At 74.5% G+C, this 26,765-nt stretch carries 23 protein-coding genes and 1 riboswitch; of the genes, 15 read left to right on the top strand and 8 right to left on the bottom strand.

What is annotated here, in order from left to right; genetic code table 11:
* Positions 1 to 4 precede the first annotated feature (4 nt).
* From ACIBNE_RS35675 to cobM, 3 genes are all read left to right on the top strand, one after another.
* Positions 5 to 562 (top strand): hypothetical protein, encoded by a 558-nt coding sequence (locus ACIBNE_RS35675; protein WP_399279188.1) that lies wholly within the window; start codon positions 5 to 7, stop codon positions 560 to 562.
* A 114-nt stretch (positions 563 to 676) separates the two neighbouring features.
* Positions 677 to 1,942 (top strand): precorrin-6y C5,15-methyltransferase (decarboxylating) subunit CbiE, encoded by a 1,266-nt coding sequence (cbiE, locus tag ACIBNE_RS35670; RefSeq protein ID WP_399279186.1) that lies wholly within the window; start codon positions 677 to 679, stop codon positions 1,940 to 1,942.
* On the top strand, positions 1,939 to 2,688 hold the full coding sequence (cobM, locus tag ACIBNE_RS35665; protein ID WP_399279184.1) for a precorrin-4 C(11)-methyltransferase: 750 nt from the start codon (positions 1,939 to 1,941) through the stop codon (positions 2,686 to 2,688). Before cbiE ends, cobM begins: the two co-directional genes overlap by 4 nt.
* A gap of 180 nt (positions 2,689 to 2,868) precedes the next feature.
* Here cobM and ACIBNE_RS35660 read toward each other — a convergent pair whose 3' ends face one another.
* Positions 2,869 to 4,011, bottom strand: coding sequence for a cobalt-precorrin-5B (C(1))-methyltransferase (locus tag ACIBNE_RS35660; protein ID WP_399279182.1), 1,143 nt, complete (start codon positions 4,009 to 4,011; stop codon positions 2,869 to 2,871).
* A 31-nt stretch (positions 4,012 to 4,042) separates the two neighbouring features.
* Between ACIBNE_RS35660 and ACIBNE_RS35655 the strand changes: the two genes are divergently transcribed.
* Positions 4,043 to 4,774 carry a cobalt-precorrin-6A reductase gene (locus tag ACIBNE_RS35655; protein WP_399279180.1) on the top strand — a complete coding sequence of 244 codons (732 nt, stop codon included), beginning with the start codon at positions 4,043 to 4,045 and terminating at the stop codon, positions 4,772 to 4,774.
* A gap of 114 nt (positions 4,775 to 4,888) precedes the next feature.
* The gene (locus ACIBNE_RS35650) at positions 4,889 to 5,254 is read left to right on the top strand and encodes a hypothetical protein (RefSeq protein ID WP_399279178.1); all 366 of its coding nucleotides are present in this window, start codon (positions 4,889 to 4,891) and stop codon (positions 5,252 to 5,254) included.
* A gap of 50 nt (positions 5,255 to 5,304) precedes the next feature.
* Here ACIBNE_RS35650 and ACIBNE_RS35645 read toward each other — a convergent pair whose 3' ends face one another.
* From ACIBNE_RS35645 to ACIBNE_RS35635, 3 genes are read right to left on the bottom strand one after another with little or no spacing between them, the layout of a single operon-like run.
* Entirely contained in the window at positions 5,305 to 6,810 is a 1,506-nt protein-coding gene (locus tag ACIBNE_RS35645) for a precorrin-2 C(20)-methyltransferase (protein WP_399279177.1), read from the bottom strand.
* Positions 6,807 to 7,433 carry a precorrin-8X methylmutase gene (locus ACIBNE_RS35640; protein ID WP_399279396.1) on the bottom strand — a complete coding sequence of 209 codons (627 nt, stop codon included), beginning with the start codon at positions 7,431 to 7,433 and terminating at the stop codon, positions 6,807 to 6,809. The genes ACIBNE_RS35645 and ACIBNE_RS35640 overlap by 4 nt, the downstream gene beginning before the upstream one ends.
* 11 nt (positions 7,434 to 7,444) lie before the next feature.
* Complete coding sequence (locus tag ACIBNE_RS35635) at positions 7,445 to 8,800, bottom strand: cobalamin biosynthesis protein CobG (protein WP_399279175.1); 1,356 nt, start codon at positions 8,798 to 8,800, stop codon at positions 7,445 to 7,447.
* 147 nt (positions 8,801 to 8,947) lie between these two features.
* A riboswitch (cobalamin riboswitch) is annotated at positions 8,948 to 9,020 on the top strand.
* Positions 9,021 to 9,075: 55 nt separating this feature from the next.
* On the opposite strand from ACIBNE_RS35635, the gene cobN reads away from it, so the two are divergent.
* The gene (cobN, locus tag ACIBNE_RS35630; protein ID WP_399279173.1) at positions 9,076 to 12,705 is read left to right on the top strand and encodes a cobaltochelatase subunit CobN; all 3,630 of its coding nucleotides are present in this window, start codon (positions 9,076 to 9,078) and stop codon (positions 12,703 to 12,705) included.
* Here cobN and ACIBNE_RS35625 read toward each other — a convergent pair.
* Positions 12,702 to 15,593: a hypothetical protein gene (locus ACIBNE_RS35625; protein ID WP_399279171.1), complete on the bottom strand. Its 2,892-nt coding sequence runs from the start codon at positions 15,591 to 15,593 to the stop codon at positions 12,702 to 12,704. The genes cobN and ACIBNE_RS35625 overlap by 4 nt on opposite strands.
* Before the next feature lie 214 nt (positions 15,594 to 15,807).
* Between ACIBNE_RS35625 and ACIBNE_RS35620 the strand changes: the two genes are divergently transcribed.
* From ACIBNE_RS35620 to ACIBNE_RS35595, 6 genes are all read left to right on the top strand, one after another.
* Entirely contained in the window at positions 15,808 to 15,984 is a 177-nt protein-coding gene (locus ACIBNE_RS35620) for a hypothetical protein (protein ID WP_399279169.1), read from the top strand.
* Between the two features lie 172 nt (positions 15,985 to 16,156).
* Positions 16,157 to 17,680: a type I-E CRISPR-associated protein Cse1/CasA gene (locus ACIBNE_RS35615; protein WP_399279167.1), complete on the top strand. Its 1,524-nt coding sequence runs from the start codon at positions 16,157 to 16,159 to the stop codon at positions 17,678 to 17,680.
* A complete protein-coding gene (casB, locus tag ACIBNE_RS35610; protein ID WP_399279165.1) occupies positions 17,677 to 18,240 on the top strand; it encodes a type I-E CRISPR-associated protein Cse2/CasB in 564 nt (187 codons plus the stop codon). Before ACIBNE_RS35615 ends, casB begins: the two co-directional genes overlap by 4 nt.
* Positions 18,237 to 19,541: a type I-E CRISPR-associated protein Cas7/Cse4/CasC gene (locus ACIBNE_RS35605; RefSeq protein WP_399279163.1), complete on the top strand. Its 1,305-nt coding sequence runs from the start codon at positions 18,237 to 18,239 to the stop codon at positions 19,539 to 19,541. The genes casB and ACIBNE_RS35605 overlap by 4 nt, the downstream gene beginning before the upstream one ends.
* Positions 19,538 to 20,410, top strand: a complete 873-nt coding sequence (gene cas5e / locus ACIBNE_RS35600; protein WP_399279161.1) for a type I-E CRISPR-associated protein Cas5/CasD — start codon at positions 19,538 to 19,540, stop codon at positions 20,408 to 20,410. The genes ACIBNE_RS35605 and cas5e overlap by 4 nt, the downstream gene beginning before the upstream one ends.
* Positions 20,407 to 21,117, top strand: a complete 711-nt coding sequence (locus ACIBNE_RS35595; RefSeq protein WP_399279159.1) for a type I-E CRISPR-associated protein Cas6/Cse3/CasE — start codon at positions 20,407 to 20,409, stop codon at positions 21,115 to 21,117. The genes cas5e and ACIBNE_RS35595 overlap by 4 nt, the downstream gene beginning before the upstream one ends.
* 10 nt (positions 21,118 to 21,127) lie before the next feature.
* Here ACIBNE_RS35595 and ACIBNE_RS35590 read toward each other — a convergent pair whose 3' ends face one another.
* Both ACIBNE_RS35590 and ACIBNE_RS35585 read right to left on the bottom strand, forming a co-directional pair.
* Positions 21,128 to 22,066, bottom strand: coding sequence for an alpha/beta hydrolase (locus ACIBNE_RS35590; protein WP_399279157.1), 939 nt, complete (start codon positions 22,064 to 22,066; stop codon positions 21,128 to 21,130).
* 38 nt (positions 22,067 to 22,104) lie between these two features.
* Positions 22,105 to 22,518, bottom strand: a complete 414-nt coding sequence (locus ACIBNE_RS35585) for a cupin domain-containing protein (RefSeq protein WP_399279155.1) — start codon at positions 22,516 to 22,518, stop codon at positions 22,105 to 22,107.
* A 162-nt stretch (positions 22,519 to 22,680) separates the two neighbouring features.
* On the opposite strand from ACIBNE_RS35585, the gene ACIBNE_RS35580 reads away from it, so the two are divergent.
* Entirely contained in the window at positions 22,681 to 23,574 is an 894-nt protein-coding gene (locus tag ACIBNE_RS35580) for a helix-turn-helix domain-containing protein (protein WP_399279153.1), read from the top strand.
* A 36-nt stretch (positions 23,575 to 23,610) separates the two neighbouring features.
* Positions 23,611 to 24,498: a helix-turn-helix domain-containing protein gene (locus ACIBNE_RS35575; RefSeq protein ID WP_399279151.1), complete on the top strand. Its 888-nt coding sequence runs from the start codon at positions 23,611 to 23,613 to the stop codon at positions 24,496 to 24,498.
* A gap of 61 nt (positions 24,499 to 24,559) precedes the next feature.
* Here ACIBNE_RS35575 and ACIBNE_RS35570 read toward each other — a convergent pair whose 3' ends face one another.
* On the bottom strand, positions 24,560 to 25,591 hold the full coding sequence (locus ACIBNE_RS35570) for a saccharopine dehydrogenase NADP-binding domain-containing protein (RefSeq protein WP_399279149.1): 1,032 nt from the start codon (positions 25,589 to 25,591) through the stop codon (positions 24,560 to 24,562).
* 119 nt (positions 25,592 to 25,710) lie between these two features.
* On the opposite strand from ACIBNE_RS35570, the gene ACIBNE_RS35565 reads away from it, so the two are divergent.
* On the top strand, positions 25,711 to 26,679 hold the full coding sequence (locus tag ACIBNE_RS35565) for a GlxA family transcriptional regulator (RefSeq protein ID WP_399279147.1): 969 nt from the start codon (positions 25,711 to 25,713) through the stop codon (positions 26,677 to 26,679).
* Positions 26,680 to 26,765 lie beyond the last annotated feature (86 nt).

Here is a 26,765-nt window from a genome sequence, read left to right as displayed (position 1 = left end):
AACGTTGCCGAACAGCACGAGCAGCAGCGTCATCGAGAAGCAGAATCCCGGCCAGCTGAACTCCGTCCAGCTGAACGTGGTGACGCTCGTCGACATGGAGAAGGCGGTCCACACCGGGACGCTGACCAACGCGATCTACATGATGGACAACAGCGTCGGCGGCGAGGGCCAGGGCACGCACAGCCTGGAAACCGTCTGCAAGCAGGGCCAGGTCATCAACTGGATCATCCGGCCCATCGACATGGAGCGGCGCCCCGACGGCACCTGGCCGCCCATGCCGAAGATCAACAGCATCGTCGTCCTCGACACGGAGGTCGGTGACGAGGAGGACGTCGCGGAGCGCAAGATCTTCACCGAGCTGAAGATCTACGGCGCCCCCGACCGGATGCGCGACCCGCTGACCCCCGTCTACTACTACTGGGCCGGCACCCTCCTGCCCACCGCCAAGCCGGGCACCTACCGCTACCGGCTGATCGTGGAGCTGGAGCAGGACGGCAAGAAGGAGAAGGTGTACCTCAACACCGAGGACCACCCCTCCCTGCGGGTCCTGCCCGTGGGCTGAGTCCCGCCCCGCCGCGGCCCGCGCCCCGGTCGCCGGGTGCGGGGACGGCCGTCAACGTCCTGACCAGTAGAGTTGGCTGCCGTCCCCGCGCCCCGCACCCCGAGGTATCCGGCCGTGAGCCCCACTGAACGCACCAGCCCGCCGCCCGTGAGCGTCGTCGGGATCGGCGCCGACGGGTGGGACGGCCTCCCCGAGGCCTCGCGCACCGCACTCGCCGACGCCGACGCGCTCATCGGCGGACCGCGCCAACTGGCGCTGCTCCCCGACGCCTGCCGGGGCCTGCGGGTCGCCTGGCCGTCCCCGCTGCGGCCCGCCGTGCCCGGCCTGATCGCCGAGCACGAGCGGGCCGGGCACCGCATCGCCGTCCTGGCCAGCGGCGACCCGATGTTCTACGGCATCGGGCGCACCCTCACCGAGATACTCGGCGCGGACCGGCTGCGCGTCCTGCCGCACCCGTCCGCGCTCGCCCACGCCTGCGCCCGCCTCGGCTGGCCCGTCGAGGCCGTCGAGACCGTCACCCTCGTCGGGCGCCCCGCCGCCCGGCTCGCCGCCGCGCTCCACGAAGGGCGCCGCGTCCTCGTCCTGAGCGCCGGCGCCGGAACCCCGCGCGAGGTCGCCGCGCTCCTCGCCGACCGGGGCTACGGCCCCAGCCGCATGCGCGTCCTGGAACAGCTGGGCGCCCCGGCCGAACGCCTGCTGGACGGCACCGCCGGGGCCTGGGAGCACCCGCCGGGCGACCCCCTCAACGTCATCGCCGTCGACTGCCGCCGCGCCCCGGACGCCCTGCGGCTCGGCGCCGTACCGGGCCTGCCCGACGCCGCGTACGAGACCGACGGCCAGCTCACCAAGCGCCACGTCCGCGCCGCCACGCTCGGCGCGCTCGCACCCGCCCCCGGCGAACTGCTCTGGGACGTCGGCGGCGGCTCGGGCTCGATCGCCGTGGAATGGCTGCGCACCCACCCCTCCTGCCGCGCCGTCAGCGTCGAACGCGACCCCGTGCGCGCCAAGCGGATCGAGGGCAACGCGGACCGGCTCGGCGTCCCGGGACTGCGCGTCGTCACCGGCCGCGCGCCGGACGCCCTGGCCAAACTGCCCGAGCCCGACGCGGTGTTCATCGGCGGCGGGCTCACCGCGCCGGGACTGCTCGACGCCTGCTGGGCCGCGCTGCCGGTCGGCGGGCGGCTGGTCGCCAACACCGTGACCCTGGAGTCCGAGGCGCTGCTCGCCGACTGGTACCGGAGGTGGGGCGGCGAGCTGGTGCGCCTCGCGGTGGCGCACGCGGTGCCCGTCGGCGGTTTCACCGGGTGGCGCCAGGCCATGCCGGTCACCCAGTGGTCCGTCACGAAGACTTCCGTCACGAAGGCTGGAGAACGAGCATGACCGTGTACTTCATCGGGGCGGGCCCCGGCGCCGCCGACCTGATCACCCTGCGCGGCGCGCGGACGCTCGCGAAGTGCGGGGTGTGCCTGTACGCGGGCTCGCTCGTGCCGCGCGAGCTGCTGGCTCAGTGCCCCGACGGCGCCCGCCTGGTGGACACCGCGCACCTCACCCTCGACGAGATCGTCGCGGAGGTGGCGGCGGCGCACGAGGCGGGCAGGGACGTGGCGCGCCTGCACTCGGGGGACCCGTCGGTGTTCAGCGCGGTCGCCGAGCAGATGCGGCGGCTGGACGCGCTGGACATCCCGTACGAGGTGGTGCCGGGCGTGCCCGCGTTCGCCGCGGCGGCCGCGGCGCTGAAGCGGGAACTGACGGTGCCCACGGTCGGCCAGACCGTCGTCCTGACGCGCATCGCCCAGCAGGCCACGCCCATGCCCGAGGGCGAGGACCTGGCGACGCTCGGCGCGTCGGGAGCGCTGCTGGTGCTGCACCTGGGGGCGCGGTACGTCGACCGCATCGTCGACGAACTCCTCCCGCACTACGGCGCCCACTGCCCGGCGGCGGTCGTCGCGATGGCCTCCCGGCCGGACGAGCTGGTGCTGCGCGGGACGCTGGGCGAGATCGCGGGGCAGGTGAAGGAGGCCGGGATCACGAAGACGGCGGTGATCCTGGTGGGCCGGACGCTGGGGGCTTCGCAGTTCAGGGACAGCCACCTGTACTCGGCGGAGCGCGACCGCCACGTGTGCTGAGGGGGGTGGGCGCCGTCCCCTGAGGGGCGGGGTGGCGAGCCCGCTCGGGGGTGGGTGCGGACCTGAGGGTCGGTGGAGGCTCGCTCGCGCAGTTCCCCGCGCCCCTACGGGGCTCGCGCCCCGTTAGGGGCGCGGCAGGCGAACCCGCACCCGGGCAACGGCGCCCCCACGCACCGCTCCCTAAAGCGCACCGCCCCCCGCCACCGTGCTCCGCCCCACCACCGCACCCGCGCGGTCGATGCACACCACGTCCACCGCCACCCGCGCCCCCCGCAGCACGGCGAGCGCCTCGTCCCGCGCCCGTACCGCCACCAGGTCGCCCAGCGGAACCCCCGCCGCCGCGCACAGCTGCAACGCGCCGAGCCCCGTGTTCGCCGCCGCCACGGCCTCCGCCAGCTCCGGCGACGCGCCCCCCGCGCGCGCCAGCTCCGCCAGGAAGCCCTTGTCCACCTGGGACCGCGCGGAGTGCAGGTCCAGATGGCCCGCCGCCAGCTTGGACAGCTTCGCGAACCCCCCGCAGACCGTCAGCCGCTCCACGGGGTGCCGCCGCACGTACTTCAGTACCGCCCCCGCGAAGTCCCCCATGTCCAGGAGCGCGTCCTCGGGGAGCCCGTACAGGGACACGACGGTCCTCTCCGAGGTGGAGCCCGTGCACCCCGCGAGGTGCGTGCGCCCGGCCGCCCGCGCGACGTCGACCCCGCGCCTGATCGAGTCGATCCACGCCGAGCAGGAGTAGGGGACGACGATCCCGGTCGTGCCGAGGATGGAGAGGCCGCCGAGGATCCCCAGCCGGGGGTTCCAGGTGGAGCGGGCGATCTCCTCGCCGTGGTCGACGGAGACGGTGATCTCCACGTCCCCCGTGCCCCCGTGCGCCGCCGCGACCCGCGCCACGTGCTCGCGCATCATCTGGCGCGGCACGGGGTTCACCGCGGGCTCGCCGACGTCCAGCGGCAGCCCGGGGCGGGTGACGGTGCCGACCCCGGGACCGGCCCGGAAGACCACCCCCGAACCCGGCGGCAGCACCCGCACGGTGGCCCGCACCAGCGCCCCGTGCGTCACGTCGGGATCGTCGCCCGCGTCCTTCACGACGCCCGCCGTCGCGTACGACCCGGGCACCAGCTCCTCCACGGCGAGCGCGAAGGCGGGCGTCTGCCCCTTGGGCAGCGTGATCGTCACCGGGTCGGGGAACTCCCCGCTCAGCAGCGCGGTGTACGCGGCCGTGGTCGCCGCCGTCGCACAGGACCCGGTCGTCCAGCCGGGCCGTAGACCGGTGTGCTTGAGTTGGGCACCGCGCCCGCCTTTCGCCTCGCTGGCCTGACTCACGTTTGACTCACGATGGGACCTCGAAACTTCCGTGCACGTACTGATCCTGGGGGGAACGACCGAAGGCCGCCGCCTCGCCGAACTCCTGCACGCCACACCGGGCACGCGCGTCACCAGCTCGCTCGCCGGGCGCGTCGCCGCCCCGCGCCTCCCGCCGGGGGAGGTGCGCGTGGGCGGCTTCGGCGGCCCCGACGGGCTGGCCGCCTGGCTGCGCGAGCACCGGGTGGACGCGCTCGTCGACGCGACGCACCCGTTCGCACGGGAGATGTCGTTCAACGCGGCGGCGGCCGCCGCCACGGCCCATGTTCCCCTGCTGGCCCTGCGCCGCCCCGGGTGGGTCCCCGTCGAGGGCGACGACTGGCACCCGGTCGGCTCACTGGAGGAGGCGGCGCGGGTCCTGCCGGGGCTCGGGCGCCGCGTCTTCCTCACGACGGGCCGCATGGGCCTCGCGGCCTTCGCCGACCTGGACGACCTGTGGTTCCTGATGCGTTCGGTCGACGCGCCCGACGGCCCGTGCCCGGCGCGGATGGAGGTCCTGCTGGACCGGGGGCCGTTCGCGCCGGAAGGCGAGCGCGAGCTGCTGGCGCGGCACCGGATCGACGTGCTGGTCACCAAGGACAGCGGGGGAGCGGCGACGGCCCCCAAGCTGGGCGCGGCGCGGGAGGCGGGCATCCCGGTGGTGGTGGTGACGCGCCCGCCGGTCCCCGACGGGGTCCCGACGGCGGCGACCCCGGAGGAGGCCGCGGCCCGGCTGAGGCCCTAGACCCATGGGCGCGGCCCGTCACAGGACCGGGGCCGTGCCCGGGGCCGTACTCGGTGCCGTGCTCTGACGTGCCGCCCGGACCCGGGTGTCAGTGGCCGTCGGTACGCTCGGGCCATGAGCGTCTCCCTCTACTACTGCGCGAGCCGGACGGTGCCGCCCACGGCGGCCGAGGCGGCCGCCCTCGAACGGGTCGTCGCCGCCCGCGCGGCGTCCTTCCCGTACCCGGACGAGGAAAGCCTCTTCCTGTACGAGGACGGCGGCAGCGAGCCGGACGAGATCGTGGCCGGCTCCACCAAGGTGCCGTTCGACCCCGACCGGGTGCTGCCGGTGGTCGCCCACGTGCTGGACTCGGTGACCGAGCTGCGCCGCGCCCTGCCCGGAGCGCGGTGGCGCGTCCACCTCGACGACCTCGACGTGCCGTGGGACGAGGACGAGGGCTACGCCCTGCCCGGCATGCGTGACGCGGAGCCCTTCGCCTAGCCCGCGCTCCCCCGCCCCGCGCCCCTGAGGGGCGCGGGGCGGGGGAGGCCCTACGCCTCCGGGTACCGCCGCGGCGTCCACGCCACTTCGCCGCCCGCGCGTCGCACGGCGACCGTCTGGGACGAACCCACGATCAGCAGCGTCCGCATGTCGACCTCGGCCGGGTCCAGGTCCGCGAGGCGCACCACCCGTACCGACTCCTGCGCGCCGCCCACGTCCCGCGCCACCACCACCGGAGTGTCCGGCGCGCGCAGCCCCAGCAGCAGTTCCCGCGCCTTGCCCACCTGCCAGGTGCGGCTGCGCGAGCCCGGGTTGTAGAGCGCGAGCACCAGGTCCGCCGCCGCGGCCGCCCGCAGCCGCTCCGCGATGACCTCCCACGGCTTGAGCCGGTCCGAGAGCGAGACCGTCGCGTAGTCGTGCCCCAGCGGCGCCCCCGCCTTCGCGGCGGCCGCGTTCGCCGCGGTCACGCCCGGCAGCACGCGCACCGGGACGTCCGCGTACTCCTCCTGCGAGGCGACTTCGAGCACCGCCGTCGCCATGGCGAACACCCCGGGGTCGCCGCCCGACACCACCGCGACCCGCCGCCCGCGCCGCGCCAGGTCCAGCGCGAACTCGGCGCGCTCGGACTCCACGCGGTTGTCCGAGCCGTGCCGCGACTGCCCAGGGCGGACCGGCACCCGGTCCAGGTACGTCGTGTAGCCGACCAGGTCGTCGGCCGCGGCCAGCGCGCCCCGCGTCTCGGGCGTCAGCCACAGCGGCCCGGCCGGGCCCGTGCCGACGACCACGACCTCCCCCGCCTCCCGCACGACCGGCTCCGCGTCGATCCGGCTCGGCAGCACCGCCACCGAGAAGTACGGCACGGAATCCGGGTCGACGTCCGCCAGGCGCCCGGTGCGCTCGCCCGGCATCGTCGCGCGCTCCACGTACCGCGCCTCGTCGAGCCGCCCCGCGCCCTCCAGCGCCGCACGCACCTTGGAGAACGTCCGGCCCAGCTTCATCACCACGGCCGAGTCCGTCGCCGCGAGCCGCGCCGCCAGCTCCTCCTCGGGCAGCGTGCCCGGCAGGATCGTCAGCACCTCCTCGGCCTCCACCAGCGGCTCCCCGAGCCGGGCCGCCGCCGCGCTGACCGAGGTGACACCGGGGACGACCTCGGTCTCGTAGCGGTGCGCGAGGCGCTTGTGCATGTGCTGGTACGAGCCGTAGAAGAGCGGGTCGCCCTCGGCGAGCACCGCCACCGTCCGCCCCGCGTCGAGGTGCGCGGCGAGCCGGGCCGCCGCCTCCTCGTAGAAGTCGTCGATCGCGCCCCGGTAGCCGCCGGGGTGGTCGGTCGACTCGGTCGTGACCGGGTAGACCAGCTGCTCCTCGACGTGGTCGGCGCGGATGTGCGCGGCGGCGATCGAGCGCGCGATGGAACGGCCGTGGCGCGCCGAGTGGTACGCCACCACGTCGGCGGCGGCGATAGCCGCGACGGCCCGCAGGGTCATCAGCGACGGGTCGCCGGGGCCGAGCCCGACCCCGTACAGCTTGCCCGCGCTCTGTTCCGTGTCCGTGCTCATTCGATTTCGCTCGCAATCGCGTTGATCGCGGCCGCGGCCATCGCGCTGCCGCCCCGCCGTCCCCGTACGACCAGGTGCTCCACGCCCGAGACGTGCTCGGCCAGCGCGTCCTTCGACTCGGCGGCGCCGACGAAGCCGACCGGGATGCCGAGCACGGCCGCCGGGCGGCCCGCGCCCTCCTCCAGCATCTCCAGGAGGCGGAAGAGCGCGGTCGGCGCGTTGCCGATCGCGACGACCGAGCCTTCGAGCCGGTCGCGCCACAGCTCCAGCGCGGCGGCGGAGCGGGTGGTGCCCAGCTCCTTCGCCAGGTCCGGCACGGACGGGTCGGCGAGGGTGCAGACCACCTCGTTGTCGGCGGGCAGCCGCTTGCGGGTCACCCCGCTCGCCACCATGTTGGCGTCGCACAGGATCGGCGCCCCGGCGCGCAGCGCGGCGCGGGCGTCGGCCACCACGCGGGGGCTGAAGGCGAGGTCGCGCACCAGGTCGACCATGCCGCAGGCGTGGATCATCCGGACAGCGACCTGGCTGACGTCGGCGGGCAGCGCCCCGAGGTCCGCCTCCGCGCGGATGGTGGCAAAGGACTCGCGGTAGATCGCCGCGCCGTCCTTCTCGTAGTCGAACACTGTGCTCTCGCTCATCTCGTGAGGGTTGATATCTCTGCGGTACGTGTATCGATGGCCGTACGTGCCGTGGCGACGGTCTCCGTGAGGCTCGCGCCCAACGGCACGGGCACGGCCGCGTCCCCGTCCCCGGTGCGGACCGTCACCTCGTAGCGGCCGTCACCGACGGCCAGGACGTCCACCCGGTCGCCGTGCGGACGGCCGCAGCGGCGCGCGCAGCCCGACCAGTGGACGGGCAGCGCGCCCGCGGCCGGCACCACGTCGGCGCGCACGTCCGCGAGGGACTTGGCGCAGCCGGGGCGGCCCGTGCAGGCGCTGACGCCGAGGAGCGGGTGGTCGGGGGCGGTGACGAACCCGGCGTCGGCCAGTGCGCGCAGTCGCGTGCGGGCCGCGTCCGCGTCGGCGAACCCGGGCACGACGAAGCCGCGCCACGGGGTGACGCGCACCTCGTCGGCGGGCGCGGGCAGCAGCGCGCGCCACTGGTCGGCGGTCAGGCGCCCGAGCGGCGCGAGGACGCAGAGCGCGGCGGTCCCTTCGGGGGCGCGCACGAGGCCGGGCGCCGGGCCCCCGCTCCGTACCGCGGGGACGTCGGGCACGGCCCGCCCGGGGACACCGGCCCGCGCCAGCGCGCCCGCGACGTCCACCCGGACCCCGTCGGGCAGTTCCCGCACCCGCCAGGCGCCGCTGCCCGCGACGTCCAGGAAGGCCCGCGCGGCCGCGAGCGCGGCGCGCGGCGCGTCGGCCGCGGCGACCCGCACCCCGCGGTGCCCGGGGAGGCGTACGACGGCGGAGGCGGCCGCCGTCCCCTCCGCTCCCTCTGCTCCCCGTGCTCCCCCTGCTCCCTCTGCGATCAACGTCACATCCGCGCCCAGCCCCGCGACGTCGCCGCGCCCGTCGTCCAGGGCGAACAGGAACCGCCCCGAAAGACCGGCCGCCCAGGCGGCGCCGCACAGCAGCGCGTCCAGCTCGCGCACCCACAACCTCGGCGCACCCGCCCCCACTTCGTCGAGCCCCGCCAGCGGCGACGCCACCACGTTCCGCACCCGCTCGTGCGTCCGCGACGGCAGCAGCCCCGCCCCGTCGAGCAGTTCGGCCAGCCCGGCCCCGCAGCCCTCGCCGAGGCCGCGCAGCTCGACGTTGCCGCGCGAGGTGACACCGATGTGACCGTCCCCGAGCCGCTGCGCCGCCGCGGCCAGCGCCTCGACCTGACGGGACGTCAAAAGACCGCCGGGCAGTCGCAGTCGGGCGAGACCGCCGTCGTCGGCCGGGTGCAGGCGCAGAGCGCCGGGGCAGGCGTCGCCCCGCTCGCGTACGGGTGGTTCGCCCTGGTTCGCGGAGGTTGCTGGGGTGGGCGGCATGGCGGCGAGCATACCCACGCCCCTCGCCCCCCGTGCCCCCCGAGACCGGCCACCCTCGCGGGCGGCCGTACACACCTTCGTGGCCAGGACTTACTATGCAGACGGCGGTCCGCCAGGCCCGCCGACGCCAGCGACGGCGTAGGTCCACCAGGACCTGGGGAGGAAGCCCGGTGAGAGTCCGGCGCGGTCCCGCCACTGTGAGCCCGGTTCCGGCCGGGCGAGTCAGGAACTCCCGCCGTCCTACGACCACCCGGGGCGCGGACACCCCGAGGAAGGCCTGCGCTCGCATGCTCCTGCTGCTGTCGACCTCCGACACCGACCTGCTCAGCGCCCGCGCGGCGGGCGGCCCCGTCGCATACCGGTTCGCCAATCCGGCCCGCCTCGACCTCGCCGAACTCCCCGCCCTCACCGAAGGCGCCGACCTCGTGGTCGTACGGCTCCTCGGCGGCGTCCGCGCCTGGCAGGAGGGCCTGGACCAGCTCACCGCCTCCGGCCTGCCGGTCGTCGTCCTCACCGGCGAGCAGGCGCCCGACGCCCAGCTCATGGCCGCCTCCACGGTGCCCGTCGGCATCGCCGCCGAGGCGCACGCCTACCTCGCGCACGGCGGTCCCGACAACCTCGAACAGCTCGCCAGGTTCCTCTCCGACACCGTGCTCCTCACCGGCCACGGCTTCGAGGCACCCGCGCCCGCCCCGTCCTGGGGTCCCCTGGAGCGCACGGCCCGCGAGGTGCCCGACGGCGCCCCCACCGTCGCCGTGCTCTACTACCGCGCCCACCACATGAGCGGCAACACCGGCTTCGTGGACGCCCTGTGCGGCGCGGTCGAGGACGCCGGGGCCCGCCCGCTGCCGCTGTACGTCGCCTCGCTGCGCGCCCCCGAGCCCGAGCTGATCGACGAGCTGCGCGCCGCCGACGCGATCGTCACCACCGTCCTCGCCGCGGGCGGCACCAAGCCCGCCGCCGCTTCGGCCGGCGGCGACGACGAGTCCTGGGACGCGGGCGCGCTCACCTCCCTCGACGTCCCCATCCTCCAGGCCCTGTGCCTCACCGGGTCGCGCAGCGCCTGGGAGGAGAACGACGAGGGCGTCTCGCCGCTCGACGCGGCCAGCCAGATCGCGGTGCCCGAGTTCGACGGCCGCCTCATCACCGTCCCGTTCTCCTTCAAGGAGATCGACGAGGACGGCCTGCCCGCGTACGTCGCCGACGCCGAGCGCGCCGCGCGCGTCGCCGGGATCGCGGTGCGCCACGCCCGCCTGAAGCACATCCCGGCCGCCGAGAAGCGCCTCGCGCTCGTCCTCTCCGCGTACCCCACCAAGCACTCCCGCATCGGCAACGCCGTCGGCCTGGACACCCCGGCCTCCGCCGTCGCGCTGCTGCGCCGACTGCACGCCGAGGGCCACGACTTCGGCCCCGGCGGCCTCGCGGAGGTCCCCGGCCTGGTCTCCGGCGACGGCGACGAGCTGATCCGCGCGCTCATCGACGCGGGCGGCCACGACCAGGACTGGCTCACCGAGGAGCAGCTCGCCGCCAACCCGGTCCGCATCCCGGCCGCCGACTACCGCCGCTGGTACGCCACGCTCCCGCAGGAGCTGCGCGAGTCCGTCGAGCGGCACTGGGGCCCGGCCCCCGGCGAGATGTTCCTGGACCGCTCCCGCAACCCCGAGGGCGACATCGTGCTCGCGGCCCTGCGCCGCGGCAACCTCCTCATCCTCATCCAGCCGCCGCGCGGCTTCGGCGAGAACCCGATCGCGATCTACCACGACCCGGACCTGCCGCCGTCGCACCACTACCTCGCCGCCTACCGCTGGATCGCGGCCCCCGCCGCCGACGGCGGCTTCGGCGCCGACGCGATGGTCCACCTCGGCAAGCACGGCAACCTGGAGTGGCTGCCCGGCAAGAACGCCGGCCTGTCCGCCGCCTGCGGCCCCGACGCCGCGCTCGGCGACCTCCCGCTGATCTACCCCTTCCTGGTCAACGACCCGGGCGAGGGCACCCAGGCCAAGCGCCGCGTGCACGCCACGCTCATCGACCACCTCGTGCCGCCGATGGCCCGCGCCGACTCCTACGGCGACATCGCCCGCCTGGAACAGCTCCTGGACGAGTACGCCCAGATCAGCTCCATGGACCCGGCGAAGCTCCCGGCGATCCGCGCCCAGATCTGGACCCTCATCCAGGCCGCCAAGCTCGACCACGACCTCGGCCTGGAGCAGCGCCCCGACGACGACGGCTTCGACGACTTCCTGCTCCACGTCGACGGCTGGCTCTGCGAGATCAAGGACGCCCAGATCCGCGACGGCCTGCACGTCCTCGGTACGGCCCCGGCCGGCACCGACCGGGTCAACCTGGTCCTGGCGATCCTGCGCGCCCGCCAGATCTGGGGCGGCCAGCAGTCCCTGCCCGGCCTGCGCGAGGCGCTCGGCCTGGACGAGTCCGCGGCCACCCGCACCACGGCCGACGAGGCCGAGGAGCAGGCCCGCGCGCTGGTCGAGGCGATGGAGGAGGCCGACTGGGCCCCCGAGGCCGTCGCCGACGTGGTCGCCACCCAGCTGGGCGCCGCGGACCACCCCGCGGTCGCCGTCCTGGACTTCGCGGCGCGCGAGGTCGTCCCGCGCCTGAGCGCCACCACCGCCGAACTGGACCACGCCGTCAAGGCGTTGAACGGCGGCTTCGTCCCGGCGGGCCCCTCGGGCTCCCCGCTGCGCGGCCTGGTCAACGTCCTGCCGACCGGCCGCAACTTCTACTCCGTCGACCCCAAGGCCGTCCCCTCCCGCCTCGCGTGGGAGACCGGCCAGGCCCTCGCGGACTCCCTCGTCGACCGCTACCGCACCGACAACGGCGAGTACCCCACGTCCGTGGGCCTCTCCCTCTGGGGCACCAGCGCGATGCGCACCGCGGGCGACGACGTCGCCGAAGCCCTCGCGCTGCTCGGCGTCCGCCCCGTCTGGGACGACGCCTCGCGCCGCGTGACGGGCCTCGAAGCCATCCCGTACGAGGAGCTGGGCCGCCCCCGCATCGACGTGACGCTGCGCATCTCGGGCTTCTTCCGCGACGCGTTCCCGCACGTCATCGGCCTTCTGGACGACGCGGTGCGGCTCGCGGCCGCCCTGGACGAGCCCGCCGAGCACAACCACGTGCGCGCCCACACCCAGGCCGACCTCGCCGCCCACGGCGACGAGCGCCGCGCCACCACCCGCATCTTCGGCTCCCGCCCGGGGACGTACGGCGCGGGCCTGCTCCAGCTCATCGACTCCCGCGACTGGCGCACCGACGCGGACCTCGCCGAGGTCTACACCGTCTGGGGCGGCTACGCCTACGGCCGCGAACTGGACGGCCGCCCGGCGCGCGACGAGATGGAGACCGCGTACAAGCGCATCGCGGTCGCGGCGAAGAACACCGACACGCGCGAGCACGACATCGCGGACTCCGACGACTACTTCCAGTACCACGGCGGCATGGTCGCCGCGGTCCGCGCCCTGCGCGGCAAGGCCCCCGAGGCGTACATCGGCGACTCGACCCGCCCCGAGACGGTCCGCACCCGCACCCTGGTGGAGGAGACCTCCCGGGTCTTCCGCGCGCGCGTGGTCAACCCGAAGTGGATCGAGGCGATGCGCCGCCACGGCTACAAGGGCGCCTTCGAACTGGCCGCGACGGTCGACTACCTCTTCGGCTACGACGCGACGACGGGCGTCGTCGCCGACTGGATGTACGACAAGCTCACCCAGGCGTACGTCCTGGACCCGGAGAACCGCGCCTTCCTCCAGGAGGCCAACCCCTGGGCCCTGCACGGCATCGCGGAGCGCCTGCTGGAGGCGGAGTCCCGCGGCATGTGGGCCAAGCCGGACCCGACGGTGCTCGAAGAGCTGCGCAAGGTGTACCTGGAGACGGAAGGCGACCTGGAGTCGGACGACACCCCCTAACGGGGGCCGGTGTGCACGAGGGCGAGTTCCCCGAGGAGCGGTACGGCCTCGGGGGCCAGCCGGGGCAGCAGCGGGAGCGCGTGCGCCCAGTGCTCACCGCGGAGCAGTTCCCCCAGGATCCGCCGTGCCTCGCCCTCGTCCCGGGTCGCGTCACCGCCGAGCGCGTCGGCGAGCGCGAGGTACCGCAGCAGGGGGCGGGGCTGCGGCAGCCACCCGTCGACGGCCGGTACGACGACGGGCACCCGCCCGAGGTACGCGGCGAGGGCGCCGAGCGCGGCGGCACGGGCACCGGGGTCGCGCGCCCGGAGCGCGGTCGCACGCGCGGCGGGCAGGTCGCCCCGGAAGGCCTGGAGGACGGTCCATTCGGGGACGGGCGGTGATCCGGAGCCGATTCGGCCGCCCGCCATGTACTGCTCCCAGTCGACCAGCCACCCGTCGAGTGCGGGCACTTCGGGGTAGCGGCCGCTCGCGCCGAGCAGGGCGTGGAGCAGTACGGCCTGCGGGTCGCTGTTCCGCAGGGGAGCCCTCCTACAGGCCCAGTCCCGTAGTGAGGCGCGGAGGTCCCCGCACGGCTTTCGCACGTCGGGCACGGCGAGCAACAGCTCGACGACCTCGGGAAACGAGCGCTCTCGCACATACGGGGAAGGCGGCGCCGTCCCGATCTCGGCGAGGCGCGCGGCGACGAGTGGAGCGGCGGCCGCGGGGGCGTGGGCGACGAGCCCCGTGGCCACGGCCGACCGGGCTCCGCGGCTCGCCGTGCGCGCCCGAGCGGCGGCCTCCCCGGTGACACCCGCGCACGCGAACGCCTGCGCGATCAGTCCGTGTACGTCGGCGGCCGGGCGCCCGTTGGCCAGCGCCTTTCGAACCTGCTCCCGGGCTTCGTCGCGACGGCCGCCGATCGCGCATCCCAGGGACACGACGGCCAACGCGCCCGCCAGTTCCGCGGGTTCACGGGAGCGGCCCGCGAGCCGGGCGGCCTGCGGGGTGTGCCCCGTAGCGGCGAGTGCCCAGGCCAGGGACAGCCCCCACTCCCGCAACCCGGCGACGGGGGCGTGGCCCTCCCAGCGGGCGAGGGCCACGGAGAGCAGTTGCCGTCCCCGGTCGGGGGCGCTGCGCAGGGCCGCCGAGACCTTCTGGAATTCGGCCGTGTCGGCCGCCTCGGCCGCTGATGACGCCGTCACGTCCTGCCCTGCCGCAGCCCCGGCTCGGGCCTGAGCCCGTACGTCGTCGCCGAGCACGTCCGTTGCCAGCTCCTCGGGGACGGCCTTGAGCAATTCCCGTGCGCTGCCAGGACACACCGCGACGACGCGCGCCAGGGTTTCGGACAGTTCGAGCCGCAGGCGGGCCCGGTCGGACGGGGAGCGCCGACCGGGTTCTTCGAGCACGGCGAGCAACGCGTCCCGTGCCCGCGCTGCCAGACGGCGTGCCCTGCCGGGCCTGACCCGCATCAACGCGCCGGCACCCAGCGCCAGAAGGTCGATGTGGGAGACATCGGCACCGGGGTCCAGGCCCGCGCAGAACTCCTCCACACGACCACGCGCCAAGCGGCCGGCCCGACCGTGCGCCGCCACCAACTCGGCCCAGATCTCCAGGGCTTCGGCCTTCGATGCGAAGTCGCCTTCGCTCAGTTCCGCCGCGCGCGCGGCGGCACGCGGCAGCAGGCCCTCGACCTCTGGACCCTCTCCGGAAACCTTCTTGGCGGCGCGGATCCGGGCCGTCCAGCCGACGGCCTCACACGCCGCGACTGCGCGCAGCACCGCGTCCCCCGCTTCGTGCAGCCCAGCCGCGAGGAGACCGGCCCCGGATTCCCCCAGTTCTTCCGAACGCGCGTTGCGCTCGGCGAGGGGCGACGCATCGGCCGTGGCGCGCTCGGCCCACTGTGCGGCCTCCCGCGCGACGTCCTCGGCCAGGGGATCCTTCGCCCGACGCAGCACCTGGGCCACATCGGCCAGCCGTACGGCCCGCGCCGCAGCCTGCGGCGACACCCGGGCGAGGGCCCGCGCCCGAGCGTGGTCCCCCGCGAGTGCGAGCAACCGGGGAAGGTGTCGGGGCACCGGACGGGCGCGCTGGGCGATCAGCGCGCGAGAAACGGCAAGCCGCGCTGTAGTGCCGAGGTCGCCGCGACGCTCCGGCACGAGCCCGAGCTGGGCCAGTGCTTCATCGAGCCGCCCTTCCGAGGCGAGCCGCAGGAGGCGACGAGGGTCGAGCACGACGCGCGCCAGTCGCACATCGCCGCGCAGCAGTTCGGGATAGCGCGACAGCAGGTAGAGCGGTGTGCCTTCGGGCCAGCCGCGAGCCTGCCAGGAGTCGGCCCAGGCGTGGAGGAGTTCGACGTGCTCGTCATCTCTGTCCAGCGGTACGCCGTCGCACGGGCGGTACGCGCCGTCACTGCCGACATCCGGTACGAGGAGGCTCCCGAGAGCACCCGACAGCGCCTCTTCGACGACCGGAAGCCCGACACCGGCCGCCTCGGCCAGGTCCTGGAGGCGCAGCCCGGCGCGAGCGGCACCGAACAGACCGAGGAGGGTGCGCCCCAGGGCGGACGCGCGCAGCCGCTCCCACTCTTGCCGGGCGATGTCCCGGGGCTCTGGCTCCTCGGCCTCGGGGAGGGGGCGAACACGTCCTTGAGGGGCACCGCGGCGCGCTTCTCCTTCTTGCCGCGCGGCTTCGAGCGCCCGCCGCCAGTGGTCGTCGAACACGGGCGGCTCCCCGGCCGCCTGCCGGAGGCGCGTGACCAGCCGTTCCACGGCCTCGGTGTTCTGCCGGCCGGGCGCGCTCTCGCCCCGGCACCAGAGCCGTGCGGTGCTGAGGTTCACGCCCGCCGCTCGGGCACACGCGGAGAAGGCGACCCCGGATTCCAACGCCGCGTCCCTGAGCTTCGAGAGCATGGCCCCGAACGCCCTGCGCGCCGCCCGATGATCTGGTGCACCCTGCAACGCAGACACGTTCCTCCATGACACCGAATGTTCACCTTGGCCCTCTGACCTGCACCGCAAGCGGAGTCACCGGCCGAACGCCCCTCGATGCACCAGGGTCGGCCGCGCGAAAGTGACGGTGCGACCCGGGGCTGGAGGCCCAGGGCGCGACACCGGGAGGACCATCGTGCTCGTACTGTCCACGCTCGCTCAAGACGCCGCCGTGCTGACCGCCGCCGGTGCTGTCACGTACACCGGCCTCCTGGCCGCCGTAGCCCTGACCTCGGTCCTCGCCCGAACCCCGGACCGCCGCCGGGACGCCCGAGCGACGCTGACGATCCTGATGAGGCGCAGGTCGCGGTGAATTCTCCCCGGGCGGGTGGGCGATGCGCAAAGTCACGGCGCTCCAACTCCGTTACTGCTAGCGTCCCTTGGGTCAATCGCATGGTCATCGCGAGAGCGGTAGTCGAACGTTGCCCGAAGCCCGTGCGCCGCTTGAGGCGCGTCCCTCGTGGGACCCCAGGAGCCAGCCCTGTGTGCCCACCGTCTCGCTGGGCGGGGAGCCGAGGGAGCTTCCGCTGCTGGAAGTCCTCCGCCGCGCCGAAGAGCTGAGCTTCATCTCCTGCGCGACGCCGGGTGAGGGCGTCGCCCTCGTGGAGTACCTGCTCGCGATCTGCTTCGCCGCCGAGGTGTCACCCTCGTCCAGCGACGAGTGGCGTGCCTGGGTCACCGGGAAGCATCCGCTCGGCGAAGCGGCGGAGTGGCTGGCCCGGCAGTCGGACGACCACTGGGACCTCTTCCAGGAGAAGACGCCGCTGGCGCAGAACGTTCTCCTGGCGCCCCTCATGGAGGAGTACGGTACGGGTCCGGCCCAGCTGGTCATCGAACGCAGCGGTGACTACAGCCAGTTCTTCGACCACCACCACCTTGAGCACGCGGAACCGCTGCCCGCCGCCGATGCCTTCCGGGCGATGCTGACCCAGCACGTCTACGGCATCGCGGGCCGCGCCCGCCTGTCCGGCAAGACCCTGGGGCCCAAGCTCACGAACCTCGGCGCGGGGCGACTCCAAGGGCGTGTCCGTGTCGTCGTCCAGGGCGGCACTGTCGCCGACACGCTCCGACTCAACCTCTATCCGGCGGCGAAGGGGGAAGGCGGCCGGTTCAACCAGTCCTGGACGACAGGCGACTTCACCCGCCGGGGGTTCAAGGAGAAGCCGCCGGGGCGCTCCACCTCCGGCCCCGCCGACCTGCACAGCTACCTGGGCCGCTCGGTGCTGCTGCGCCCGGCCCCCGTCGAGCCGGGGAAGCCCGTCATGGTCGACCGGGTGCTCATCGGTGCCGGTGAGCTCCTCGAACTCGATCCCGCGCGTGACCTTGAGGACGCCGTACCCGCGAAGATGACGAACGGCCACGTCAAGCCGCTGTGGCCGTCTCCGACCCGCGCCCTGTGGCGTGACGCGCACGCGCTCTACAGCGCGGCACGGGACGAGCGGACGGGGCTCTTCGGGCGGCTGAGGCACCTTCGCTTCCCCGAAGACGGGGACGGTCCGCCGTGTGTGCTGTGGGCCGTTGGGCTCCTGGCCAACAAGACGCTGGTGACCTCCTGGACCGAGGGGGCCTTCCCCTACGCGCCGAGCCAGGGGACGGCGCTGTGCCGGGCGTCTCGGCGCGGCTCGGACGTCGCCGAGTACGTGGCCCGGTCCCTGGAGCGTGCCGCGTACGTGGCCTGGAAGATCGTCTATCCGAATCCGAAACCCTCGGACGCTCCGGCCCAGCGGGCCCGCTTCGACGCCCGGCGCGAATTCTGGCCGGCCGCGGAGGAACCCTTCAAGGTGCTGCTCGACGAGACGGTTCGCGGCGACCACGTGCCGTACCTGCTGATCGGGTACGCCGACCAACTGCGTGCCCTGGCCGAGGACTTCCTCAGGAACCGGCTCGACTCGCTGCCGCGCGACGAGAGGGGCCTGCACGCCCGCGCCCGAGCCGACCAGCGCTTCCGCGACGACATGGACCACCCCGAAGCCCCCGCCGAACTCCGAGGGGAAACCCACACGGAATGAACCGGACCACCCCCGTACCCGACCAGCGCGGCAGCGAGCAGCTCGCCGCCTGGCTCGGCTCGCTCGTGCGCAACCGCGAGTACGGCAAGCTCGCCGAACTCCGCCGCACCAAGCCCACCGACACCCACATCCGCGCCGGATGGTTCGCGCCCGCCGAGCCCGACCAGCGTGAGGTCTTCGAGCGGGTCGCCTTCCTCTTCGGCGTCTACCACCAGGGCAGGGCCGTTCCCTCCTACGGCAGGGGCAGCCTCGGGGAGGCCGCCCGCTGGATCGGGGACGGTGTCGGGCGCGGGCCCGACAACCCCGGGGCGCAGCGCCTGCTCGCCCGCGTCGTCGCCAGCCGCCGCGTCCCCTGGCGCCACCTCCAGCACACCGTCACCCGGCTGCGCGCCTGTGAGCAGCCGCCGCCCTCCTGGGTCCAGCTCGCCGACGACCTCACGCGGTGGAACGACCGCAAGGCGCGCATCGCCTACGGGTGGTCCGTCGATTTCCACCGTCCGCGTACGCAGAGCCGGGGCGGACCGCACAAGCCGAACACGCGGAAGGACCCGAGCACGTGACCGAGGCCGCCTCCCGAAGCCAGTTCCTCTCCCTGCACCTGCTGGAGACCCTCGTCGCCGTGCTGCCCGTGCGCGACGAGAACGGCTCGCCGAAGAGCCTCGTCTACGGCGGCGTCGAACGCCACATGATCACGAGCCAGGCCCGGCGCCGGGCCGAACGCGTCCACGCCCGCGACCGCGCCAACGCGGGCGTCGGCGCCCTCAAGGACTCCAGCACCGGCATCCGTACCCGCGAGTGGGCGCTGATCACCGCCAAGTCCCTGGAGAGCGAGCACGGTTGGGAGACGGGCGAGGCCGTCGCCACGGCCCGTGCCGTCATCGAGGCCACCGGGCTCAAGTTCGGCGACCCGGCCAAGAAGACCGTCGCCAACCTCACCAAGGTGCTGCTCTTCGCCCCCGCCGACACCGGCACCCGCATCGCCGCCCACATCGCCGAGCACGCCGACGAACTGCTGCGCTGGCGGGACGAGTACCTCGGCGCCCAGGCGAAGGCCGCGAAGAAGGGGAAGCGGAAGGCCGGTGCCGACGAGGAGGCCGAGGAGCCCGGGACGGCCTCGACGCCCCTCCCCAAACCGCACCGCGACGCAGTCCTCCTCGCCATCGCCCCGCGCGACGCCGTCGACATCGCGCTCTACGGCCGGTTCCTCGCCGAGATCGCCGACTCGCCCAACGTCGACGGCGCCGTGCAGAGCAGTCACGCCTTCACCGTCCACGAGGCCGAGCAGGTCGACGACTTCTACGCCGCCGCCGACGACGCCAAGCTCATCCGCAAGCGCAACGCGCTCGACTTCCTGGACTCCGCCGACGACGCGGGGGCGGGCATGACCGGCTACCAGTCGCTGATCTCCGGCACGTTCTACCGCCACGCCGTCCTGGACCGCGTGCAGCTGTACAACAACCTGCGCGCCGCGGGGATGGACGGGGACCGGGCGGCGGACACCGCCGTCGCCGCCGAGAAGGAGTTCGTCAACGCCTTCGTCGAGGCGTTCCCCGAGGCCAAGAAGAACTCCACGGCCTCCACCGGATCGCTCCCCGCGCTCGTCCTCGCCTTCGAAGGCGCACGGCCCTACAACTACGCCGCCGCCTTCCAGCTCCCCGTCGACGAGGCGGGGGCCGAGGGGCCCGCGGGGCCCGCCGCCGTACGCAGACTGCTCGACCACCACGCCTTCGTCAGCGCCCGCCGCGACGACCTCACCGCCACCCGGGTGCTGACCTACGACCCGCGGATCGACGCCGTGCTGAAGGAACGGGAGTACGCCGACGTGACGGCGGTCGTGAGGATCGAGGGACTCACGCCGTGAGCCACGTCCTGCTCCTCAGGCTCGCCGCGCCCCTTCAGTCCTGGGGCGTCGCCAGCCGCTTCTGGCGGCGCGACACGCACAGCAGGCCCACCAAGTCCGGGGTGATCGGCATGTGCGCGGCGGCGCTCGGGCTGCCCAGGGAGCCGACGCACCGGGGCGGCCCCGACCCCCTCGCCGAGCTGGCCCCGCTGCTCTTCGGCGTCCGCGCCGACCACCCGGGCAAACCGGTGAGCGACTACCACACGGTCGGCGCGGGCCGGTATCCGCTGCGCCCGCGCGACATCGCCACCGACCACCGCCGTGCCGCCGCTGCCGCCGCACTGCTGGAGGCCGGGGAGGGCGACACGTTCGGCGACGTGGAGGTCGCGGACTGGTACGGGGCGCCGAAGTACATCGCGAGCGACCCCCGGTCGGGCGCCCTCGTCTCGGGGCAGGTGCGCCGCAACGCGCTGACCACCGAGCGCTGGTACCTCGCCGACGCGGCGTTCCTCGTGGGCCTCGAAAGCACCGACAGGAGGCTGCTCGACCGGATCGGCCACGCCCTGGAGCACCCCCGGCGCCTGCTGTGGCTGGGCCGCAAGGCGTGCCCGCCGTCGGGCCAGATCGCGCTGGACGTACGGTTCGGCACGCTCGAAGGGGTCTTCAGGAGCGCGCCGCTGCTGCCCTCGCCGTCCGAAGCGCCGCCGCGCCCGGGGGACGAGCGTCCGTGGGCGTGGATCGAGAGTCCGCGGCCGCTGCCCGGCACCGCCCCGGTCAGGGACCAGCCGGTCCACTTCCACGCCGCGGGGCCCGCACACACGGCGCGCTGGGAGACCCGCGGGCGCGTCACCATCGAACCGAACGCCGGCGATTGGAACATCATCCTGTGAACGAGCCCCGCGCGGCGTCCGCCAGGTTCGTCGCCACGCACACCCTGCTGACGCTGAACGCCAAGGACCCCTTCGTCGCCAAGTCGCTGATCGACGCGCAGGACATGCACCGGACGGTGATGAGCGGCTTCAGGGGCTGGGTCGACGACGGCAGCCGCGACGCCCGGTCCCAGATGGGCGTCCTCTCGGCCTGGAGCCTGAACCTCCGCGAGGCGCGGCTCTCCCTCGTCGTGCAGTCCCAGCTCCCGGGGGACTGGAGTCGGCTGCCGCGCGGCGCCGTGGCGGAGGAGACGCGGACGCTGACCCTGGACCGCACGTTCGGCGTCGGCGAAACGGTCGACTTCCGTACGGTCGTCAATCCGGTGCGCAGCGTTCCGCAGGGGCCCGACAAGCGCGGCAAGATCGTCGCGCACACCCGCCCCGACCACGTGAAGTCCTGGTTCGCCCGCCGCCTCCAGCCCGTCGGCGAGCCGCCCGTGGCCTTCGACGGCCTCACCCGCCTGGGCGCGGACGCCGACCCCGACCACTTGGGGGTCCGGATGCTTCCCCGGGTCTCAAGTCCCGCTCCGCACAAGGGGTTGCGCATCGCGCGCGCGGAGATCAGGGGCAAGCTGACGGTGACGGACCCGGAGACGTTCGTGGGGGTCCTGACGCGGGGCATCGGGCACGGTCGGGCTTACGGGTGCGGGCTGTTGCTGGTGCGCTGAGACCTGGACCTCAGCCCTGGCCGGCAGGGGTCGCGGGGGCCTTCGGGAGGTGCTCGGTGAAGAACGGGACCGCCTCGGACACCGTGCGCTCGACGTACTTGGGGACGTCGTAGAAGTCCATGTGCGCGCCGCCCTCGACCAGGACCAGCCTCTTGGGACCGCGGAGCGCGGCGTGGAGTTCCGTGGTGTGCCACAGCGAACCGGCCTCGCTGCCCGCCACCATCAGCACCGGCCGCGTCAGCAACTCGCCCACCAGGTGGAAGGCGTCGAAGGCGTAGATCTTCGCGACGCTCTTGGCGAAGAGCTTCCGGTTGCGCGCGTGGGGGTGCCGGGCGCGCGGCGTCAGGTAGTAGTCGTGCGCCTCGACCAGGTCGCGCGGGGTGTTCTCGTCCGGTTCCACCGGGACGTACGGGATGTACGCCGCGTCGGCGCCCCGCGCCTCGGCCGTGCGCTGCGCGGCCGCGGCCGCCAGGGTGGGCAGCCCGGCGGAGTCGGGCTCGGAGCCGTACCAGCCCCTGCGGTAGGCGCTGCCGATGTTGACGGCGCTGACGGTGGTCACGGCCTTGACGCGGTGGTCGGTCATGGCGGCGTTGACCGCGTAGCCGCCGCCCGCGCAGATGCCGAGGACGCCGATGCGTTCGGGGTCGACGTAGTCGAGCGTCTGGAGGTGGTCGACCGCGGCGCGGACGTCCTCGACCCGGGCGGCCGGGTCCTCAAGGAAGCGCGGCTCGCCGCCGCTCTCGCCCTGGTGCGAGGCGTCGTGGGCGAGCGCGACGAAGCCCTGCTCGGCCAGCTTGCTCGCGTACAGGCCGGCGGTCTGCTCCTTCACGCCGCCGCCGGGGTGGACGGTGACGACCGCTGGGTAGCTGCCCCGGGGGTCGAAGTCGACGGGCAGGTGGAGGTTGCCCGCCATGGCGACCGGGCCGTTGCGGAAGGTGATGGCGTCCATCGGGTGCTCCTGTGGTGCGAAAAGAGGGGGCGAGGGGGTCAGCGGCTGGTGGTGCGGGGGCGGGCGTACTGCTCTTCGGCGACCGGTTCGAACCAGTCCGTCTCCGGGGTGCCGTCCCAGACGCCCTCCCACATCGCGAGGTGCTCCATGAACCGGTCGGGGGGCGCCCCGTGCCAGTGCTCCTCGCCCGGCGGACAGGCGACGGTCTCGCCCGGGTGCGCTTCGAGCACGGTGCCGTCGCGGGTGCCGACCAGGGCGACGCCCGACATCACGTGCAGGGTCTGGCCCAGGACGTGGGAGTGCCAGTGGGTACGGGCGCCGGGCGCGAACCTGACCAGGTCGGCCCGCATCGGGGACGGCTCCTGGCCCGCCTGGACGACGTCGAACCACGCGTCCCCGGTGAACCGGTGGGCCGGGGCCTTCGCGGTGGCCCGGCGTTTGACGAACTCCATGATCTTCTCCGGTGTGCTGTCCTGCGCGACGCGTCGGCCGCCGAAAACAAACTCGCACGCGCCGCGTTCCGTCTACAGAGGAAATTTCCATCCCCGGAGGAATTCATCCAGGGATAAATTCCTCCCTCCCTCGTGAGCCGCGCCCCACGGACACTGGTAGCCATGAGCACTCACGCGCGCCCCGACGAACTCGGGGCCTTCCTCAAGGCCCGCAGGGCCGAACTGAGCCCCGGCGCGGTCGGGCTGCCCGACCTCGGGGGCAGGCGCCGCGTCAAGGGGCTGCGCCGCGAGGAGGTCGCCGTGCTCGCCTCGATCAGCACCGACTACTACACCCGCGTCGAACAGGGCCGGATGCAGGTGTCCGCGCCCGTGCTGAACGCCCTCGTGCGCGTCCTCCACCTCGACGCCGACCAGCGCGCGTACGCGTTCGAGCTCGCCGGGCGCCTCTCGGAGCGGCCGGTCCGCCGTACCGTCCAGCGGGTGCGGCCCAGGCTGCGCCGGGTTCTCGACGACCTCGGCACCACACCGGGAATCGTCCTCGGCCGCCGTATGGACATTCTCGCGTGGAACCCGCTCGCGACGGCCCTCGTCATGGACTTCTCGAAAATCCCGGAGAAGCACCGGAACTACATTCGGCTGGTATTCACGGAACCGGCCGTACGGAACCTCTACGCCGACTGGAAGGGCGTCGCCCACACCTGCGTGGCCCAGCTGCGCATGGAGGCCGCCCGCTACCCCGACGACCCGCGCCTGGCCGCGCTCGTCGGCGAGCTGTCCGTCCAGGACGCCGACTTCCGCCGCTGGTGGGCCGCCCACCACGTGGCGCTGCGCGGTGTCGGCACGAAGGTGCTCAGGCACCCCGTGGTCGGCGAGCTGACCCTCGACTGGGACACCCTGGCCCCGACCGTCGACGCCGAACAGCAGCTCGTGCTGTGGACCGCCGAGCCCGGCACGCCGTCCCACGACGCGCTGCGCATCCTCGCCTCCTGGACGGACGGGGCGTCACCCGAGGACGCCGCGGGGCGCGCGGTTCCGCACGGCGATTGTGCCGACTGACCCGCGCGGGGCCGGTCCCCGCGCCACACTGGGGCCATGAGCAGTGTCGGCAAGGACCCCAAAGCGCTGGGTACGTTCCTCAAGACCCGCAGGGCCCAACTGGAGCCCGCCGGGGTCGGACTGCCCGATCCCGGCACTCCCCGGCGCGTGCCGGGCCTGCGCCGCGAGGAGGTCGCGCAGCTGGCCGCCATCAGCACCGACTACTACACCAGGATCGAGCAGGGCCGCATACAGGCGTCCGTCCCCGTCCTGGACGCGCTCGCCAGGGCCCTGCACCTCACGGACGACCAGCGCGGCTACCTCTTCGAACTCGCGGGCCGCCCACAGGCCGAGGCGGCGGGCGCGGTACGGGAGCGGGACATCACGCCGTACACCCGCAGGCTCCTCGACCAGCTCTCCGGGGTCCCCGCCGTCGTCCTCTCCGACGTCCTGGACGTCCTGGCCTGGAACCCGCTGGCGGCCGCCTTGATCACGGACTTCGGCGAACTGCCCGAAGAGGACCGGAACTACGTGTGGCTGGTCTTCAACGACCCCGCGATGCGCGCCCTCTACGGCGACTGGGAGGGCGGCGCCCGCTCCTGCCTGGCCTACCTGCGGATGAACACCTCGCGCTGCCCCGACGACCCCCGCCTCCAGCGGCTCGTGGACCGGCTCTCCGCCGACCCCGACTTCCGGCGCTGGTGGGGCGCGCACGAGGTCGCCGTGCAGGGCAGCGGCAACAAGGAGTTCCACCACCCGCTGGTCGGCACCCTGGTCCTCGACTGGGACACCCTGGCCAGCCCCGTCACCCCCGGGCAGCAGGTCGTCGTCTGGAGCGCGGTGCCCGGCAGCCCGTCGGAGAAGGGGCTGCGGAGACTGGCGGAGCTGACCGCGGCGCGGGAGGAGTCCGGGCGGCCGCCGCGCACTCCCACGACCGCGACGTAACCCGTAGACACGGGCTGCCGGGCGGGCGGCGGGGCGGCCGGGAGGGCAGGCGGCCGGGCTGTCAGCGCGGCAACTCCACCTCCACGTACGGCGCCAGCGCCGCGAGGAAGTCCGCCGCGTCGAACGCCGCCCCGGCCGAGACCACGCCCTTCGCCCGCGTGCGCCCGTCCAGGATCCGCCGCACGGCCTCGACCGCGAGCGGCGCCGTGACCGCGTAGATGTCCCGGCCGCGCGCGGTCGCGCGGCGCCGGACGCCGTCCGCCTCGACCACCGCGTCGACCACGAAGAGCTGGTCGGACCGCCCCTCGGCGTCCACGGCCACCGGCCCGGGGGTGTCCGCCGACGCCAGGTCCCGCGCGGCCTCCACCGCCATGTACGTACGGACCTCGGGCACCGCGAGGTGGCTGGGCACCGTCACCACGTCGGCCATGCTGAACTCCGCGACGACCCTGCGCCGCCCCAGCGGCTCGGGGAAGTCCCAGTCCTGCTCGACCGGCGCGTCGTCGTGGTACCTCAACCCGCCCCCGGCGAACCGCACTCGACGGCCACCGCGCCGCTCGTGGGAGACCGCGCCCGCCTCCCGGGTGCCCGCCGTGGGGTGCCAGCCGCTCAGCCCGTACGCCACGTGCGCCGCGTCCGCCGCCGTCCGCCCGCCCAGCGCGGCGGTCACCAGCAGATCGCCGAGCCCGCCGTAGAACGCCATCGCGGGCACCACCACGACCCCCGCCGCCGCGGCGGCCCCTGCGTGGTCCGCGAACATCGCCGCGTTCGCCTCGATCTCCGCCGCCACGTCGACGTACGGGATCCCCGCGCGCAGCGCCGCCCCGACGACCGGGCCCGCGGTCACCGCGAACGGCCCCGCGCAGTTGACGACGGCCGCCGCGCCCGCGAACGCCCGGTCGAGCGCCGCCGGGTCGTCCACCGGGGCGGGCCGCGCCGCCACGGCGCCCACCTCGACGGCGAGCGCGGCGAGGCGGGCCGCGTCGCGGCCCGAGACGATCGTGGCGACGCCGCGCCTGCGCAGTTCGGCGACGACGAACCGCCCGGTGTGCCCCGTGGCGCCGTAGACCACGACCGTGCCCGCTGTACTCATGGTGACGTCCCCGATTTCCTGTCGCGTACGTGCTGTCGAGTGCTGCCGGTGTCGAGTCTCGTCGCGGTCGGGGCCCGGCCGTGATGGTCCGGAACGACAGCCCCCGTACACTTTCGGACATGCCCGCTGCCTCGACCGTCGCCCTGCTGGCCGCCGGTGACCTGCTGCACTTCGAACTCGGGGTGGCGTACGAGATCTTCGGCAACCCGCCGCGCGAGGCCGCGAACGGCTGGTACGACGTACGGCTCCACGGCCTGGGCCCGGTGAAGGTGGGTCCGTTCACGGTCGAGCCCGACGCCCCGCTGGCGGACGCGGCCGGAGCCGGCACCGTGATCGTGCCCGCCTGCGCCGACGTGGACGTCCCCCCGCCGCCCGAGCTGGTCGACGCCGTGCGCGCGGCCCACGAAGCGGGCTCCCGGGTCGCGTCGCTGTGCACCGGGGCGTTCGTGCTGGGCGCGGCCGGACTGCTGGACGGCCGCCGGGCCACCACCCACTGGGCGCACACCGACGAGCTGCGCGCGCGCCACCCGCTGGCCGAGGTCGACCCCGACGTGCTCTACACCGACAACGGCCGGGTGCTCACGGCCGCGGGCAAGGCCGCGGCCGTCGACCTGTGCCTGCACCTGGTCCACCTCGACCACGGCGCGGCGATCGCCAACTCGGTGGCCCGCCGCCTGGTCGTGCCGCCGCACAGGCCCGGCGGCCAGGCGCAGTTCGTGGCGACCCCGGTGCAGGTCGGCGGGGCGGGCGGCGACCACGTGCTGTCCGAGCTGTTCGCCTGGGCGCGGCAGCGGCTCGACCGGCCGCTGACCGTCGCCGACATGGCCCGCAGGGCGAACACCAGCCCGCGCCACCTGGCGCGCCAGTTCCACGCGGTGGTCGGCGGGCCCCCGCTCCAGTGGCTGCTGACCCAGCGGGTGCGCCGCGCGCAGGAGCTGCTGGAGGCCACCGACCAGAGCGTCGAGGCGATCGCGCTGGCCACCGGCATGGGCACGGCGACGACGCTGCGGCGCCAGTTCAAGCGGGTCGTGGGGGTGCCGCCGGACAGCTACCGCCGCGCGTTCCGCGGCGCACGGGCGGACGGCTGAGGAGACGGCGTCCGAAGGCGCGCCTTTCGCGTCCGAGGGGCGGCGGCCGAAGTGACGCGTCCTCCGCGTCCGAGGGTGCGCCTTCC

Source organism: Streptomyces sp. NPDC050504, assembly GCF_044458065.1.
GTDB lineage: Bacteria > Actinomycetota > Actinomycetes > Streptomycetales > Streptomycetaceae > Streptomyces.
The sequence above is the reverse complement of the archived record's forward strand: the minus strand, read 5'-3'. Positions and strand labels throughout refer to the sequence as shown.